The following is a 16190-nucleotide window of genomic DNA, read 5'->3' as shown; positions in this document are numbered from 1 at the left end:
TTATGCTTATCCTATACAGCCGAAAATTCCCGTGGTACCATAAAGCCCGACTACTTAGTAAACACCAAAAAATTCGTCACAGACTTGGAGGACAAGTTGCGTTTTACGCGCAGACTGCAGACAATCATTTTCAGTTTCTCTTTGATTCCCATTCTTCTAGTGATACTGATAGCTATGATCTCATTCATAATTCGATTCGATCCGTTCGTCAGGGAAACGGTTGCTTATGATGCAGACCTTTATGCCAGTAAGATCCAGACCTATATCGCGAATGAGTTCGTACAGATGCACGCTATTTTGGAGAGCAGTACATTCCTCTCCCGCTTTGAAAGTCGACAAGCATATTCCAGTTTGCAGGAAAATTTATTGTATTATACAGAAGTTCATCCAGATACCAAAGCATTGTATGTCGAGGATAATGAACGCACTATTTTGGTTTACCATGACCCACTATATCCAGCTAGGTCCAGCCATATGTTGGACATTACTTCCCTAAGGAAAGGACCGACACAAAAACTGGTATCTCCCGTGATTACCTCCCCAGCCGAATCTGCCGAAGATGTCTACATCATGATGGGTATGCCCTTATACGAGGGTGAAGAATTCGAAGGTTCGATCATTTCTGTCTTGGATCTCTCATATCTACGTGAACTCGCCCACGATGCAGGTATGTTCGAGAGTACTTTTCGCTTGGTTATAGACTCTCATGGTTCAATCATTGCTACGAATATGGCAGATAAAGGCTATTGGTCTATCCAGGATTTCGACAATATTAGCGATCTATCTGATAAAATCGAACCCTCGTATACCATGGAGAACAAAAGAGGAACAATCGAGTATTCTTTCAATGGAGAAAGATCTCTGGGACAATACCAGTACATACCTGAACTGGGATGGACGGTATTCACAGGGATAGCTACAAATGAGATTTATCTTCCTGTATTAGAGAGTATTCCCCTATTCCTATTTTTCACACTCCTATTCCTCATAGCACTGATTTTTTCTTTGCAGTTTATCTCAAACCAAATTGGTCATCCGATACAAAAATTGATTAATGGTATTGAACATATTCGTAACCATGATTATTTCCACCATATTGAACTGGAAGGTAATTCAGAATTCTCCAGCATAGCAGACTCGTTCAACCTATTAATAGATCATGTCGCCAAGGATACCCAACAGCTTAGGAGATTGAACAACGAATTGGATATGTTAACCACGCATATTCCAGGAGGACTATTCAAGACAACATTGGATCAGGCTATGACCTTCCTCTTCGTAAGCGATCCTTTCGTCTCGCTGACAGGATACGAGAAAAGGGAGAGTCTCATCAGTGTAACAGGAAACAGTTTTATGGAAACGGTCCATCCTGATGATAGGCCAATGGTTCGACAGATTATCCAGCATGCTCTTCTAAACAAGAGAGAGGGGAATTTTGAATATCAGACTTCATCGGATTCGGGGTTCAAGTGGATTTCCTGCTCTTTTAAGATCCATGAGGATACGTCTGATGGTGTAAATCCTGTATTATACGGGATGGCTGTTGACGCGACAGCCATGCATGAAGCTTTCGTACAGTTGCGTTCCAGTGATGAAAGGTACAGGATTCTATTGGAACAGACAGATGAGGTAATCTTTGAATGGAGCGTTTTGCAAAACAGGTTTCTCTTCATTTCCCGGGAGAGAAACTGGATACGAATGTTCGGAAGGGGCTTCCCTAATCATGCCAATCTTTCCTTGGGAGATCTTTACGATATGCACCCAGATGATAAGGTTCGGTTTATTGCAACGCTAAAGACTGTTATTAGAGAAAAAATCAGAGGTACTAAGATTGAAGTCCGACTTTCAAAGGCAGTTGAAGAGGAAAAGCATATTTATATTTGGACGAGATTTCTTCTCACTTCTATGTTCGACAATCAAAACCAAGTAGCACGTATCGCAGGACGAATTCAAGATATACATGAAGAAAAGATAGAGGCGCTAAGACTTATTGGTCTATCACAGACGGATCCACTAACAAGTTTAATGAATCGAAGGGGGTTCGAGGCTAGTGTCGTTAGGATTCTCGATCTTGCCGAACCCCACACAAACCAGCATGTATTGGTAATGCTGGATGCGGATAATTTCAAGCAGGTCAACGACACTCTTGGACACTTACATGGTGATCAAGTACTGAAATCTATAGCCCTCCATGTAAAACAAGTTTTTAGGAATACTGACATCTTCGGTCGTCTCGGAGGTGATGAATTTGCTGTATGTCTGATAAATTTTACCGATATGGAACGCTTGGAGGTAAAAATTAATGTCTTGATTGACAATCTCAGGAAAGATAATCTGCCTTGCAGCATCGGCATAGCCAAATATCCACAAGACGGAGAAACATTTACTGAGCTGTACACAAGTGCTGACCATGCACTTTATGTAGTCAAAAATGGAGGAAAAAATGGTTATTCCTTCGCTAAACGAGGGAGATGCTAACGGACAGAACCAACTTCACTACGTTTAGGAGGATTCGCTCCTTTCCTAGAAGTAGTCACCGCTGCAGCTAATGCTGCAAACTCCATTGCCTCTTTCGCTTGGGCTTCAGTAATTGAATCACCTCTCCCAATCGAGTGCTCCTCGAGGTAGGTCAAGATTGCACCACTTACGGTGTCTCCAGCACCAACTGTATCTACTATCGGGTTGTCGATTGCAGGTACCGAAACATCCAGACCATTGTTTGTGCACCATTGTAGGCCGTCTTTTCCTTTAGTTAAGATCACTTGTGAAGCACCTAAATCTAAGATAGCCTGAACGCCCTCTTCGATCGAACGATCTGGATAGATTAGTGCAAGATCCTCATGTGATAGTTTTACCAAAGAGGAAAGCTTTACTATCTCCAGAACCCGTTTTCTGTATGAATCAAAATCTTGGATTACCGTAGGCCTTACGTTAGGATCGAAGAATACAAATGGAAGATTCTTTGTAGTCCTAAGAGCATCTAAAATCTTGTTCCCCGAGTCTTCTAGGGCAATAGAAACCGATCCAACATGAAGATATGCAATTTCAGGATGGCTATTGAGAACTCTCGTGATGTCTTGTACACCTAGTTTTGTAACGGTAGTTCCCTCGCTATAGAATACATAGGAAGCTGCTCCATGTTCGTCTAATTTCGCGAAACCAATCATCGAGTTTTCCGTTACGTCACAAAATTCGTCAATCAGTTTTACATTATTCGCTCTGAAATAGGATTGCATCTGTTTACCGAACATATCTGCAGAAAGTCTTCCAATGTATAATACATCGGATTCCAATCTTGCAGCAGCCGTAGCCGCATTCAGTGCACAGCCACCAGCGTAATGGTAAAAACAGGGCTGGTCGTCCTTACCTTCCCCTCCAATCAAATCAATCAAAGCCTCTCCTAATATCGCAATCATCACTACCTCCCGTATGCTACAGATACTGTTTTTTTTCTTGACCTACAACTCCTGCCAATAACTCAACAAACGGCTTTACTGGACTGGAGTTTACCTTTGGAAGAAGTACCTCTTCAATTTGGAAGAACCCCACTTCAGCGGACATCTCAACGATTATCCTGATAGGTTTTTCAACTCCCTTTTGAATTGTCACCTTCTCGATTGAATTTGCAGAATACTTATGGATATCCCCAATCTTTGGCTCGGTGTTTAAAGCAAGCGGAATCCTTGCCCTTCCTTTTTCCATATCACAACCATCGGCTAGAAGAATCACTCCAGCCTCAATGCTGTGGATCCTTCTCGTTGCCATATGCCCGACAATTCCTTCAAGAGTAAGGGACCTGATTACTACCCTCTTCTTGATATCATCAGGATATGCTGACTCTAATATTCTTGTGATGATGGGCGAAGCGAGAGTCGCACTAAGCAATTCATGATCTTGTCGGCCTATAGCCATACCCAAATCATGGAGAAAGCTTGCTAGGACAACCGCAGACAGAGAATCCTCGAAGGAGCCTACCTTATCATGCTCTAAACTTCCTTGGATGCCGCCATCTTTTAAAAGATGCATCATCTTGACCGCATTTCGTGCTACCTGTCGCATATGAACAGGTCCATGATCATTGAATCCCAAGCGAACAATGGAGACACTATTGGCATAGTCTTGCATCATTTGGATTTCTTCATCATGGATTAATAATGAGGCGATGATCCCTGGAGGTGTAGTTGGATCTAAAGCCTCAAGAAGTTTCTTTTCTAGAGAGAGTTCTTTCGGTGATTTCATCATATACCTCTCGGGTATCAGTGTATCCATAGCGGCCCCTATTGGCAACCGATAGTCAATAAAAAACTCCCGCCGGACCCATCCGACAGGAGTATATTTTCAATCAGAAGTAACATGAGCATCGTTAATAGAGATCGGTTCCCTAATCATAGCTCTGCTGTCCTTATTTTTTTTGGGAATTAATTATCCCCTTCAATTCCCATGATATTTTCCATGAAACTCATCAGGAAATCATCTTCAAACTTTTCTGAGGTGAATATTGATTGGACCAAATCCTGTTGACTCTGCGACTGACTCATGTAGGGATAGACCAATTTCAAATAGTCTCTTGTCTCCTCATCCATGGGAGTCTCTTGCACAACCTTGGCTACGACAAAAATATCCCCCGAAGCAAGTGGTTCGGAAACCGATCCTACTTCAAGAGAGTAGAGAGTTCCCATAGCCTCATTGTCATTTGCAAGTCTATTAAGATGTCCAGCTGGATCGGTATAGGAGAAACCGGTGAGATAATTGGATCCTCCGATATTGGCAGGAGTAGCTTCCACACTCACAACCTCATAGCCGGCATCAGTAGCTGCCGTAACGAAGTCAGAGCTTGAGGCAGCAAGCTGGGAAAATTCTTGAGCTTCCTGCTCCAAATAAGCAGAAATCACTGCCGCATCATTGGTACCTATATAATTCTTAACATCAGATAATACTTCCTTGTCTTCGAAATCGGCAAGGAACGGCTTTTTCTCTACCCGATAGAATGCAGCCCCGCCTGGAGCGTCATATACAGTGGAAACGGTACCTTCTGCAGTCGAAAAGAGTGCATTGACCTCTTCAGGGTTAGCGAAATTTCCCTGGAGTTCATGAAGATACCAAATTCCTGCACGACCTCCTTCTTCAGAGAAACCATCGATAGAGTCGGTGCGTGCAGCTTCTTCAAAGGTAATATCACCATCTACGATCGAAGCTCTCAATGTCTCAGCTGTCTCACGATCTGATACGGTAATTACCGAGACATCGATCAGTGTGAAAAGAGCAGGATTCGCCATTGCATATTCACGAGCCAAGTCATCAGGATAGGTAGAAGAATCGAAAGCGACATATTCGAACGATCTGGCTGAATCTCCCATGGCAACAATATAATCCATCTCAGCAGGGGAAGATAAAACCGTAGCGACATCCTCCATAACCATCTGGACCGGTAGGTTTTGCTCATACTGGGTCTTGAGTTGGTTTTTACTCTCCACACTAGCCTTCTCATACGTGCCTACATCGAACTTTCCATCCTTATCATAAGCACCACTATCGATGATTGCCTTATTCAACGTCTCATCTACAACTCTGATTCCTGCCCGTTCAGCCATCTTGGTAACAGCAGTATGGAAAACCGTACTCTCGAATGCAGCACGCCATATTTGATAAGCAGCAGAGTCTCCAGAGCCCCTATTTTGTTGAGCTTGGGTTTGGTATTGCTGATAGAAATAGTTTCCGAATGAGAATTCTATCGGTGTGCCATCATAGCTACCGAATTGAATACTTGTTGCTGAGCCCTGCGTCCCGAAGGATGGAAAGACACCTGCCACAAGTACTATCGCAAGCAACCCAAGTATCACATAGGTAATGATTTGCGTTAAGGTGACACCACCTTTCTTCTTTGCGACACTGGAACCGGTATCTTCACCAGCTTTGAATTTGACGACTTTTGCTTCGTCCTTTTCCGGGGTTTTGGAATCCTTTGAAGGCATGTACGACCTCTTTTTATGCACAAATTGGGAGTATCCTCTTGTAAAGGATATCTCAAGAAAAATAGCATGTAGTGAATATAGTGTCAATGTTGCACATTGACACAAAACAACCCGTTGTATATAGTTTTTACCGTTGTGGTTTCCACAATATCGTAATTCGGGTAGTAGCGCAGGGGCTAGCGCACTTGGTTCGGGACCAAGGGGTCGGAGGTTCAAATCCTCTCTGCCCGATAATTTATCAAAAGAATTCTCTAGTAAGATAGACACATGTGAGAAAGCCATTTTCCACTTGTGTCTGTCGTATGGTTAGAGACTAACAATCCCCACATTTCCATCGCGAAGATATTTTATCGCCGCCAAAGCCGCTGCAGCTGCACTTGTGGTTGTTGTGTAGGGAACCTTTTGCGTCAAAGCAACCGATCTAATACTCTCAACCCCCTTCTGCGCACGCTTGCCCATAGGTGTGTTAATAAGGAGATCTATCCTTCCATTTTTAAGATGGTCGATAATATTGGGATGCCCTTCGTCTGTCTTTAGCATGGTTTCACAAACGATTGAAGCATCGAAAAGGTCTCTTGCCGTCCCTCGAGTTGCAGCAATTTCAAATCCCAGTTCCTTCAACTCCCTGATTATTCCTTTAATCGTTTCCCGATCTCTTTTATTGACCGACACACAAACCCTTCCATGTTTCGGTAAGCTATTCCCGCAGGCTATCTGACTTTTCGCGTAAGCCTCACCAAAGGTCGCACCAATACCGATGACTTCACCAGTAGATTTCATTTCGGGACCAAGCTGGGGGTCCATGGCAACGAACCTATCGAAGGAGAATACTGCCTCTTTTACAGCCCATCCATATTTGCACGTACCTTCTCCAATTCCTCCCTTTCGATCAACGAGACCTTGTTCTACCAGATCATGTCCTTCCCAAATACCTACAGCAGCACGTACTAGATCGACCTGGGATAATTTGGCAATGAAAGGAACAGTTCTTGAGGCTCTTGGATTGACTTCAATGATATACAGTTGATCATGCTGGACAGCAAACTGGATATTCATGAATCCCACTATCTTCAGTCTACGGGCAATGGCATAGGCAGCTTGGCGCATTTCCTCCAATATCTCATGCTTGGCGGCATATGGGGGGAATACTGCTGCCGAATCCCCAGAATGAATCCCAGCCGCTTCGATATGCTGTACAATCCCTCCTATATAGAGAGAAGTCCCATCGCAGAGAGCATCAAGATCATATTCGAAGGCGTCCTCCAAAAAGTGATCCACCAGAAGTGGGGAAGATGATGAAACTTTAACACCACTTTGCAGATAGGACTGTAGTTCTTGATCATCATACACAATAGCCATATTCCTACCACCTAGGACATGAGACGGTCTGAGGAGGACAGGGAAACCGACTTCTTTGGCACAGGGAAGCACAGACTCAGATGATTCAGCTGTCATGTTTTTACTTTGATGAAGACCCAATTCTGTAATTAGGGCAGAGAACCTCCCCCTATCATCAGCCAATTGCATAGATTCATAGGATGTCCCGACTACCGGAATATGTGCATCATGCAATGATTGAAGCAGGGATAGTGGCGTCTGGCCACCCAACTGCAGAACGACACCTGCAGGCTTTTCACGTTCTACGATATGTAATACCTGCTCAGGAACGAGAGGTTCAAGATAGAGTCGATCAGAAATGGTAAAATCGGTCGATACGGTCTCCGGATTTGAATTGACCATAATGGTTTTTATTCCAGATTCCTTATAGGCTAGAGAAGCCAATGTACAACATGTATCAAACTCCAAGCCTTGTCCTACCCTATTCGGTCCACTTGCGACTATCACAACAGAACGTGAATCGAATTCTTCTGCTTCATCTATTTCTCCATACGTTGTATATGCATAGGTAGTCTTTGCCGCAAATTCTCCTGCACAGGTATCTACGAAATGGACTACTGGTTCGATATTCAGCCTCTTGCGATCCATTCGCACCTGTTCTTGGGTAACTCCGGTGAGAAATCCTATACGTTGGTCGCTCAAGCCCAATCTCTTAGCTTCTTTTAGAAGTTCTGCCGATAGGTTCTCTCTCGAAGATTCCTTGATCAGATTTTTCTCGAATAGGCTCAATCTATAGAGTTGGTGAATGAACCACCTGTCAAAATGGGTGATATTGAGAATTTCCGGTATTGCGACATCCCCGCTCTCCCAAAGCGTGCTATAGATTGCACAGATTCGTAGAGGATGGGCGCTACGCATGATGATCGGAACATCCGATAGCGAATAGCCATCAATGGTTTCCAATCTAACCACTCCATCAAGATTTCTTTCATTTGATCTCATGGCTTTGTTCAATGCCTCTATGAAACTCCGGCCAATTGACAAGACTTCTCCTACACTCCGCATTTGGGTTCCCAAAGCATCTGTTGGCATGGGGAACTTTTCCATCTCGAATCGAGGAACCTTCACCGCACAATAATCGAGTGCGGGTTCAAAACTACTCGAAGTGACTCCTGTTATATCATTCAAAACCTCATCCAGAGTATATCCAACTGCAAGCTTCGCAGAACAGCGAGCAATAGGGAATCCGGTAGCTTTACTCGCCAGAGCCGAAGATCTGGATACCCTTGGATTCATCTCAATAACCACCATTCTTTTCGTTTCCGGATCAAATGCGAATTGTACATTCGATCCACCACAATCGACTCCGACTGCCCGTAGGATCTCTATCGCAGCCATCCTCATGCTCTGGTACTCTTCATCAGTAAGTGTCTGGATTGGAGCTACAGTCATACTATCACCTGTATGTACTCCCATTGGATCGATATTCTCGATAGAACAGACGATTATCGCATTATCGTGTTGATCCCTCATCACTTCCAACTCAAATTCTTTCCATCCGAGAAGCGATTCTTCTACCAAAACTTCATGTGTAGGACTAGCCGACAAGGCAGATTTTACCATCTGTTCGAAGTCCATTTCACTTTTTACAATACCACCGCCAAAGCCCCCAAGGGTAAAACTGGGTCTAAGAATGAGAGGCAATCCAACGAGATCTTTGAATATCCTTGCTTCTTGAAGAGATTTTACGGTTACCGATCGTGCCGACTCCAATCCAAGTGATGAGACGATATCCTTGAATCTTCGTCTATCTTCAGCCAATTCGATAGACGCGATACTGGCTCCAATAATTTTGACTCCATAGTTCTCCAAAATTCCTGCTTCATGGAGAGCGATCGTAACATTTAAACCAGTTTGGCCTCCCATTGTAGTTAAAATTGCATCAGGACGCTCTTTTGCAATAATTTTCTCAACATAGGGTACGGTCAATGGATCCATATAGATTGCATCGGCTATATGGGGAGTTGTCATGACCGTTGCGGGGTTCGGATTCACCAGGATGACACGATAGCCTTCTTCTTCCAGTGCTTTCACAGCCTGGGTTCCCGAATAGTCGAACTCACATGCCTGTCCGATCACAATGGGACCACTTCCAATAATGAGAATTGAGTGGATATCTTTCCTAGCGGGCATGGGAAACCTCCTGGTTAAAAGTATTGCTGGTATAATTTTTCGCGAATGTTATGAAAGTCTGGAAAATTTTCCTTGCTTCCCAAGGACCAGGGGCTGCCTCCGGATGGAATTGGACTGTCATCACCCCTCTCGTAGAGTCATAGAAACCTTCCAGTGACCCATCGTTGTCATTGATCAACCAAGTCTCAGCTGTCTCTGGAAGTGTTTTCTCTACTACACAGTAGCCATGGTTTTGGGCAGTAACGTAGACATTTTGGGTATTCAGATCACGTACAGGATGATTTGCTCCATGATGTCCAAAAAGCATCTTTTCTGTAGTAGCTCCGATAGCTCTAGCAGCAAGTTGATGCCCTAAACAAATACCTACGATAGGAATCTTACCAATAAAATTGCCTATTTGTTCGACATGTTTTTCGAGTGAACCGGGATCTCCTGGTCCATTTGAAAGAAAGAGAGCATCAAAATGATGCTCTCTTGTCAGAATATCTTCCAGCTTTTGCGAACAGGGAAATATTGTCACATCTATCGCATGCGCATGCAACTGTGTCACGATTGATTTCTTTATCCCAAAATCCCACAACGCATAATGGGCAATACTGCCTTCTTCCGTTGGCATATATTTCGGTTCGTCGATAGCTGCTTTAGAAACAAAATCCCAATCTTCCATCGGGGGACATGAGCTAAGCCAATCAACGATTGATTTGATTCTATTTTTAGAAAGGTTGGATTCACCGATGATTACTGAGTACATACTCCCTTTATCACGTATATGCAGAGTCAAAGCGCGCGTATCGATTCTTTCCAACCCACAGATATTCCATTGCTTCATCATTTCGGCTAAGGGAATTCGTCCTGAGGGAATTGGTCCATCATACAATTCGTGCAATATTAGTGATTTGCATAAAGGAGTATCACCTATCATCTGATTCCATGAATCATCCATTCCATAGTTTCCAATATGGACAGAAGTCATTACGATGGACTGTCCTGCATAAGAAGGATCTGTGATAATTTCATGGTAAGCACCCATGGTAGTATTAAATACTAATTCTCCAACTGGAGCATCCTGATAGGACATATCCATTAATTGTCCATAGGATGGAGCTTGACGGCCAAAACACTTACCACAATAGACCGTACCATCAGCCAATATCAACATTGCATCAGACATATTGAAATCCTCCATCATATCTTGTTGCGAAGCACTTTTATGTTTGTTGCATATTATCTAATTAACGGATATTTATGCAACACTTTTTACATATTTATACAAATTTTTTTTCATATTCGCTTCTTTGCAACATTTTTGCAACAGCCACATATAATAAAATCCGACTACACAATCATGTGCAATCGGATCTAATTGAAGCAACCGATACCTTTAAACAGGAGTGAATTCTTTTACTTTCTGGTGTTTGATTATTAATTCACGTCCCTCTTGTAGATTCTTGATTCCATTTGTAGCATAAGATTGCACGACCATATTACCTAATGCCGTGGCTTCAATAGGACCAGCATAGACGTTCAGCCCAGTTTCATCGGCAGACCATTGGTCCAGAATCTCATTCTTACAACCACCTCCAATGATATGAAGAGCTGAATACTTCTTTCCGGTAATCGACTCCAAGTGCCTTATAGCTTTGGCATACGCCTTTGCAAGTCCACGATAGATGGCAACCATATATTCACCATAATTAGAAGGGGCTTCAAAACCCAACTCCTTACAGTTCTCTGAAACTCGATCCACCATTAATGATTGGGGGCTATTCGGCTTAAGGTACCTATTGTCATCAGGGTCTATATATCCAGGATATGAAGCACATGCTAATGTCTGTTTATCTAGGTCTTTCCAAGAAATAGTCTCACCTCTCGACTCCCAATAGCGGACACACTCCTGCTGTATCCACATGCCCATGATATTCTTGAGGAATCGGATATTCCCATTTACAGCAACTTCATTCGTGAATCCACTTTCCAGAGCAGAATCACTTAGGATGGGTAATGTGGATTCCACGCCCAATAGAGACCATGTTCCGCTGGAAATGTACAAGAAGTCCTCGCCTTTCCTAGCAGGGACGGCCGCGACAGCAGAAGCAGTATCGTGACAGCCAACTGCAACAACGACAACTTTACCAGTTGAACCAAGTTCCTGTGCGACACTCTCATGCAAAGGCCCTACCACCGTGCCGCTAGGGACCAATTTACCGAACATTTCCTTTGGAAAGTTCAATGATTCAATCGTCTCCCAATCCCAGTCCTTTGTCTTTGGATTATACAGTTGTGTTGTAGAAGCATGAGAAATCTCATTCACTACTACGCCAGTCAACCAATAATTGATCAAATCAGGTATTGAGACATATTGTTTGGCTAGAGAGAGAACATGGGGACGGGATTTTCCCATTGCCGCTAGTTGGTATATTGTATTGAATTGCTGGAAAGCTATTCCCGTCCTGCCAAATATATTCTTCTTACCAAGTTTACCGCATACTTCGTCAACCATGCCATCGGTTCTTGCATCCCTGTAATGATATGGAAGAGCTATCAACGATCCATGCCCATCTAGCAAGCCGTAGTCGACACCCCAGGAATCGACTCCAATAGAGACAATTTCGTCCCCATACTTGGCAAAAGCAGATTTGATTCCCTTTTTGATTTCTGAAAATATATAGGTAATATCCCAATGTGACTCATCCAGCAACATCTCGTTACGGGTGACAAATCTGTTTGTCACCTCGAAACCAGAGATGTCACCAACGATAACCCTACCATTGGAAGCTCCCAAATCTACTGCGATATACTTGGCCATGAGAATCCTCCTCTAGTTGGTTTCGCGCTTTGGAGCATTTTCCAAAAGATACTTTTCCGCTTCGAGATTCCAGAGACCTCCATGTCTTGCGACGATTTCAGCTAATTTTGCGAATAGGGGATCTTTCTTACCAACTTCTTCGAAATCGACAATCGCGGTCAGAGGAAGATCTATATGCGTGTACATGAGCTTCTTGCCACCTGGAATTGAAGGTAATTTAATCACGGTCTCAGGCACCGCATCCAATCCACCGATATGGGTGATCATGGCAGCAGGATTGATCAAACCTTTCTCCATCATCTGCAAAGATTCCTTCATATCATCGGTATTTCCACCACTAGTACCCACGATATGGGTTGAGCCGTAATGTACATTATAAAAATTGAGCATTGCACTAAAATCGGTTCGATTTGGTCCTGCGAAGAAGTTTAGGCAGCCATCTTTGGCAAGGATCGCATCCGCTTGTTCGACTAGGGGTCTTACAGGAGCCATCACGAATACATCATCATACCCATGTCCTCCTGAAAGTTCCTTGAGTTTTACGACAGGATCATCAAGATCTTTAGTATTCAGATAAACTAACGTAACCCCTTGCTTAGCTGCCTCTTCTATAGGGTACAATTCAGCCGCTCTGGAAAGGCGAGCCTCGTCGATATCGGTAACCACCATAAGGCCAGGCTTCCTATCGCAATGGAGACCATAATCGATCGCTCCCAATCCCATGGGACCTACACCGGCAAGTATAGCGACATTACCGCCCTCTGCAATCCCCATCTTGTGGACATATGAGCCTCCGGTAGTATGGTACATGGCATGATAGGTCCCAACAATACAGGAAACTGGTTCGGCCAAAGATCCGAGAAAGAAGGCATCCCCCTCATACTTCAGTAGACAATCAAGCTCCATTACCTCGTTCGGAATCACAATATAGGTAGCATCACCTCCGATGTATTGGTAAGAATATCCGGGAGCATCCAAGGTTCCCTTGTAATTGAGTGCAGGCTGGATTGAGAATCTGTCGCCAGATTTGAAGGAATCGGCCCACTTTTTGCCGACTTCAACAATTTCCCCACAGAACTCATGACCTAACATGATTGGATTTTCAGCTACATTGCTTGGAATCCTTTTATGGTCTGCTCCTTGCTCAGCGGCCTTGTGGTCTGACATACAGACACTATTGGTTACTATCTTCGCGAGAATTTCACTATCCTTGATTGCAGGTAGTTCAAATTCCTCTATCCTCAAATCATTCTTTCCATATAATCTAACTGCTCTAGTTTTCATGGCTTCCTCCCGCCTAGTTAAGCATTACTTGACCGCCGGTCACTGGAACGGCTTGTCCTGTTTCATATTTCTGTTCAACAATATAACATATTGCACGTACGACATCCTCTGTCCGGCAACCCCGGTTCAAAGGAACCTTCGATTCATAGAATCTTCTTACATCTTCCAAGGATTTAGCACCCGGTACTTTTCCAGCATGCAAGTACTGTACAAAAAGTCCTCTATCAGGATCGGACCATAAGGGACCATCCAAAAAATTGCCAGGACAAACGGCATTCACTTTAATATTATCGGTCACCAATTCCAGCGCAAAACTCTGGGCTAATCCGATAGTACCGAATTTTGCCCCTGCATAGGCACCATTCTTATTCGAGCCTTCTAGGCCACTTTTGCTACTGATTGCTACAATATCAGTTAAATAACGATTATTTGAGCCTAAATTTTGGAATGCCATTTGTCTAGCGCTAAACTTCGTGCATATGAAGAATCCTGTGTAATCTACCGAGGTAACGAATTGAAAATCCTTTAAAGCCATCTCTTTTACGCTTCCTGCCTTCAGGACTCCGGCATTTGAGACGAATAGGTCGAGAGAACCACTGGTCAGTGCAACCTCATCCATCATCGCTTCAACCGAATCTTCGTCGGTTACATTCACATAGATTCCTTTTGCGACAGTTTTTCCATACTCTTCGTTCAATGATTTGGCTAATGCTTCGGCTCCCTCTAGGTTCATATCTGCAATATAGACGAAGCCGCCTTCACCAACTAAACCTTTTACCATGCCTTCACCAAAGCCTTGAGCTCCTCCGGTGACCAAGGATATTTTATTCTTCATGATCTCAGAACGCTTGGATGATCCTGGTATGAAAGGCTTTTTTTCTACTCCTCTACCACCACTAGCCTGATCAAACATCAGTCCTAATCCCATTATCAGGGAGTCACCTTCGACTCCGATCGTTGTAGGAAACTGTTGTTCAGTAGTACAAAAACTCTCGAATTGCTTTTGCCATGCACTCACCAGTGATTCTAAAGACTCATGGGATCCGACAGCTTCTAACATGAGGTCAGCCTTTTTTGACTCTATAGTTGTAACAAAAAGCCCTGTCTCGCCATCGAATGTCATACCTCGAACGATAGGTGGTATCCATGACGTGGTCTTCTTATTCGGTATCTCCATGTATTACTTCTCCTTTTTCAACAACATGTCTGCTTCATCGATAATCGAGGACGGATTGAAAGGATCCATCTTTCTACCAAGATTCGCATAGAGGTGCAAACGTTCCTCTAAGGTTTTTGACGAGAAGGGATTCTCTGGGTTGAACAAATCCCACTTACTGTTATGGTTAGTCAATTTCTCATGAGCGACCAAAGCCCAGGCAGAATCTACCAGATGCGCACAACCCTCTTCTAACATCTGTGGGCAATTGAAAGATTGTCTGGATGAGTTGATATCGACACCGCTTATTTCCATGAGCCCGTATCTTTTGCATAAATTCTGGAGGCGCTCCATTTGAGCCTTAGTATTCCTTGGAGGCATATAAGTAATTGCAGGAAATCCAATCCCTGCCAAATATGAAACGAGCTCATCAAGAAAAGCGTCTTCAAAGCTCTCAGCCTTTTTATCACCAGTAACACTCTCTTCGATATCTCCAAGATATGCGTATGCTGGAATTGCCCCAATCGATCTTGCGAATGTTACGACTTTCCGGACATCGACCGTCTCCTCCCTACTTGGTTGGATAAAGAACCGGGGAAGGTAATTACCTTTCAGTATTCCCAACAGATCGTATATATAGTGGGGGTTCTGGGTATCTAGTAAGAAAGAACGAATCTTTCCTGTTACCGTTAGCTTGAGATTATTCTCCAAAAAGGAGACAACCGGTTCACCTTCTGGAGCGTGGTCGAGAATTTTCTGGGCAAATGCATGCAGAATATGCCTTTCGGTTATGCTACCACCCAAATCCCAACGGGAGAGAGGAACTATATCCTTGTCAAAATCGATTGGTTGCAACCCACTATTGGAGACCAATCTATTTAAAGCTTCGACCTGTGCACGATTTCGTTCATTGCGGACACGTCTTATTGGAGAAAGGAATTCATCCACTTCGTCTATGGCCTTCCTCGGTACTCCATGAACACACATATAGACAATACCCTCGGAATCGGGATTATTTATCTTCTTATTTGCAAAGGGGGTATCTTGGAAACCACAACGGACCTCGAAGCCAATCGTAGTGGCAATGCCAATCCTCGCCCCGGCATCCAACATCTCGTTTGCCGCGCCGATACTGTCATGATCAATGGATCCGACTATACCCAATCCAGCCTCCCATGCAGCAAGAGCCGCCGCCGAAGGTTCATAGGGACTGTAAGAATAGGTCGTGTGAACATGATTGTTGACCTCTTCCGACCGCTCTCGTTTCAAACTTCCATCTTTACATGCCTCACCCAAACGTGATGCGGCATCCAGTCTGGTTTTCTTATCGGGACTGTTTATATCGTTACGGACGCTCTCCAAAATATTCATAAAATCTTCCTCTACTGGATAATTAGTCCAAGGCCCGCCCTTGACGGCGGGTCTTGTAAACTCTTCTCCA

Annotated in this window: 10 protein-coding genes and 1 tRNA gene; 2 read left to right on the top strand and 9 right to left on the bottom strand. The window is 43.7% G+C overall.

What is annotated here, in order from left to right; translation table 11 throughout:
* Positions 1–96: 96 nt before the first annotated feature.
* Positions 97–2478: a diguanylate cyclase domain-containing protein gene (locus tag ACODJP_RS11675; protein ID WP_422481690.1), complete on the top strand. Its 2382-nt coding sequence runs from the start codon at positions 97–99 to the stop codon at positions 2476–2478.
* Here the strand turns inward: ACODJP_RS11675 and ACODJP_RS11670 are convergent.
* The 3 genes from ACODJP_RS11670 to ACODJP_RS11660 all read right to left on the bottom strand — a co-directional run bounded on the left by ACODJP_RS11670 (position 2475) and on the right by ACODJP_RS11660 (position 5972).
* On the bottom strand, positions 2475–3416 hold the full coding sequence (locus ACODJP_RS11670) for a PfkB family carbohydrate kinase (protein ID WP_422481688.1): 942 nt from the start codon (positions 3414–3416) through the stop codon (positions 2475–2477). The two genes, ACODJP_RS11675 and ACODJP_RS11670, sit on opposite strands and share 4 nt — an antisense overlap.
* Positions 3417–3432: 16 nt before the next feature.
* On the bottom strand, positions 3433–4239 hold the full coding sequence (locus ACODJP_RS11665; protein WP_422481686.1) for a phosphohydrolase: 807 nt from the start codon (positions 4237–4239) through the stop codon (positions 3433–3435).
* A gap of 179 nt (positions 4240–4418) precedes the next feature.
* Positions 4419–5972 carry a SurA N-terminal domain-containing protein gene (locus ACODJP_RS11660; RefSeq protein ID WP_422481684.1) on the bottom strand — a complete coding sequence of 518 codons (1554 nt, stop codon included), beginning with the start codon at positions 5970–5972 and terminating at the stop codon, positions 4419–4421.
* A 158-nt stretch (positions 5973–6130) separates the two neighbouring features.
* Between ACODJP_RS11660 and ACODJP_RS11655 the strand changes: the two genes are divergently transcribed.
* Positions 6131–6203 (top strand) — tRNA-Pro (locus ACODJP_RS11655).
* A gap of 75 nt (positions 6204–6278) precedes the next feature.
* Here ACODJP_RS11655 and carB read toward each other — a convergent pair.
* The 6 genes from carB to ACODJP_RS11625 form a co-directional block, all read right to left on the bottom strand.
* A complete protein-coding gene (carB, locus tag ACODJP_RS11650) occupies positions 6279–9503 on the bottom strand; it encodes a carbamoyl-phosphate synthase large subunit (RefSeq protein ID WP_422481682.1) in 3225 nt (1074 codons plus the stop codon).
* Complete coding sequence (gene carA / locus ACODJP_RS11645) at positions 9493–10674, bottom strand: glutamine-hydrolyzing carbamoyl-phosphate synthase small subunit (RefSeq protein WP_422481680.1); 1182 nt, start codon at positions 10672–10674, stop codon at positions 9493–9495. The genes carB and carA overlap by 11 nt, the downstream gene beginning before the upstream one ends.
* A gap of 210 nt (positions 10675–10884) precedes the next feature.
* A complete protein-coding gene (locus tag ACODJP_RS11640; protein WP_422481678.1) occupies positions 10885–12309 on the bottom strand; it encodes a rhamnulokinase in 1425 nt (474 codons plus the stop codon).
* A gap of 12 nt (positions 12310–12321) precedes the next feature.
* On the bottom strand, positions 12322–13593 hold the full coding sequence (locus ACODJP_RS11635) for a zinc-binding dehydrogenase (RefSeq protein ID WP_422481676.1): 1272 nt from the start codon (positions 13591–13593) through the stop codon (positions 12322–12324).
* A 13-nt stretch (positions 13594–13606) separates the two neighbouring features.
* Entirely contained in the window at positions 13607–14770 is a 1164-nt protein-coding gene (locus tag ACODJP_RS11630; RefSeq protein ID WP_422481674.1) for an SDR family NAD(P)-dependent oxidoreductase, read from the bottom strand.
* 3 nt (positions 14771–14773) lie between these two features.
* Positions 14774–16120, bottom strand: a complete 1347-nt coding sequence (locus ACODJP_RS11625) for a PHP domain-containing protein (protein ID WP_422481672.1) — start codon at positions 16118–16120, stop codon at positions 14774–14776.
* Positions 16121–16190 lie beyond the last annotated feature (70 nt).

The organism is Pleomorphochaeta sp. DL1XJH-081, assembly GCF_049310885.1.
Taxonomy (GTDB): domain Bacteria; phylum Spirochaetota; class Spirochaetia; order Sphaerochaetales; family Sphaerochaetaceae; genus CAYZJV01.
The sequence above is the reverse complement of the archived record's forward strand: the minus strand, read 5'-3'. Positions and strand labels throughout refer to the sequence as shown.

Bases quoted from the DNA above. Each gene is read 5' to 3' on its own strand.
- ACODJP_RS11625 (WP_422481672.1), bottom strand. From the start codon at position 16,120: ATGAATATTTTGGAGAGCGTCCGTAACGATATAAACAGTCCCGATAAG.
- ACODJP_RS11670 (WP_422481688.1), bottom strand. From the start codon at position 3,416: ATGATTGCGATATTAGGAGAGGCTTTGATTGATTTGATTGGAGGGGAA.
- ACODJP_RS11660 (WP_422481684.1), bottom strand. From the start codon at position 5,972: ATGCCTTCAAAGGATTCCAAAACCCCGGAAAAGGACGAAGCAAAAGTC.
- ACODJP_RS11635 (WP_422481676.1), bottom strand. From the start codon at position 13,593: ATGAAAACTAGAGCAGTTAGATTATATGGAAAGAATGATTTGAGGATA.
- carA (WP_422481680.1), bottom strand. From the start codon at position 10,674: ATGTCTGATGCAATGTTGATATTGGCTGATGGTACGGTCTATTGTGGT.
- carB (WP_422481682.1), bottom strand. From the start codon at position 9,503: ATGCCCGCTAGGAAAGATATCCACTCAATTCTCATTATTGGAAGTGGT.
- ACODJP_RS11665 (WP_422481686.1), bottom strand. From the start codon at position 4,239: ATGAAATCACCGAAAGAACTCTCTCTAGAAAAGAAACTTCTTGAGGCT.
- ACODJP_RS11630 (WP_422481674.1), bottom strand. From the start codon at position 14,770: ATGGAGATACCGAATAAGAAGACCACGTCATGGATACCACCTATCGTT.
- ACODJP_RS11640 (WP_422481678.1), bottom strand. From the start codon at position 12,309: ATGGCCAAGTATATCGCAGTAGATTTGGGAGCTTCCAATGGTAGGGTT.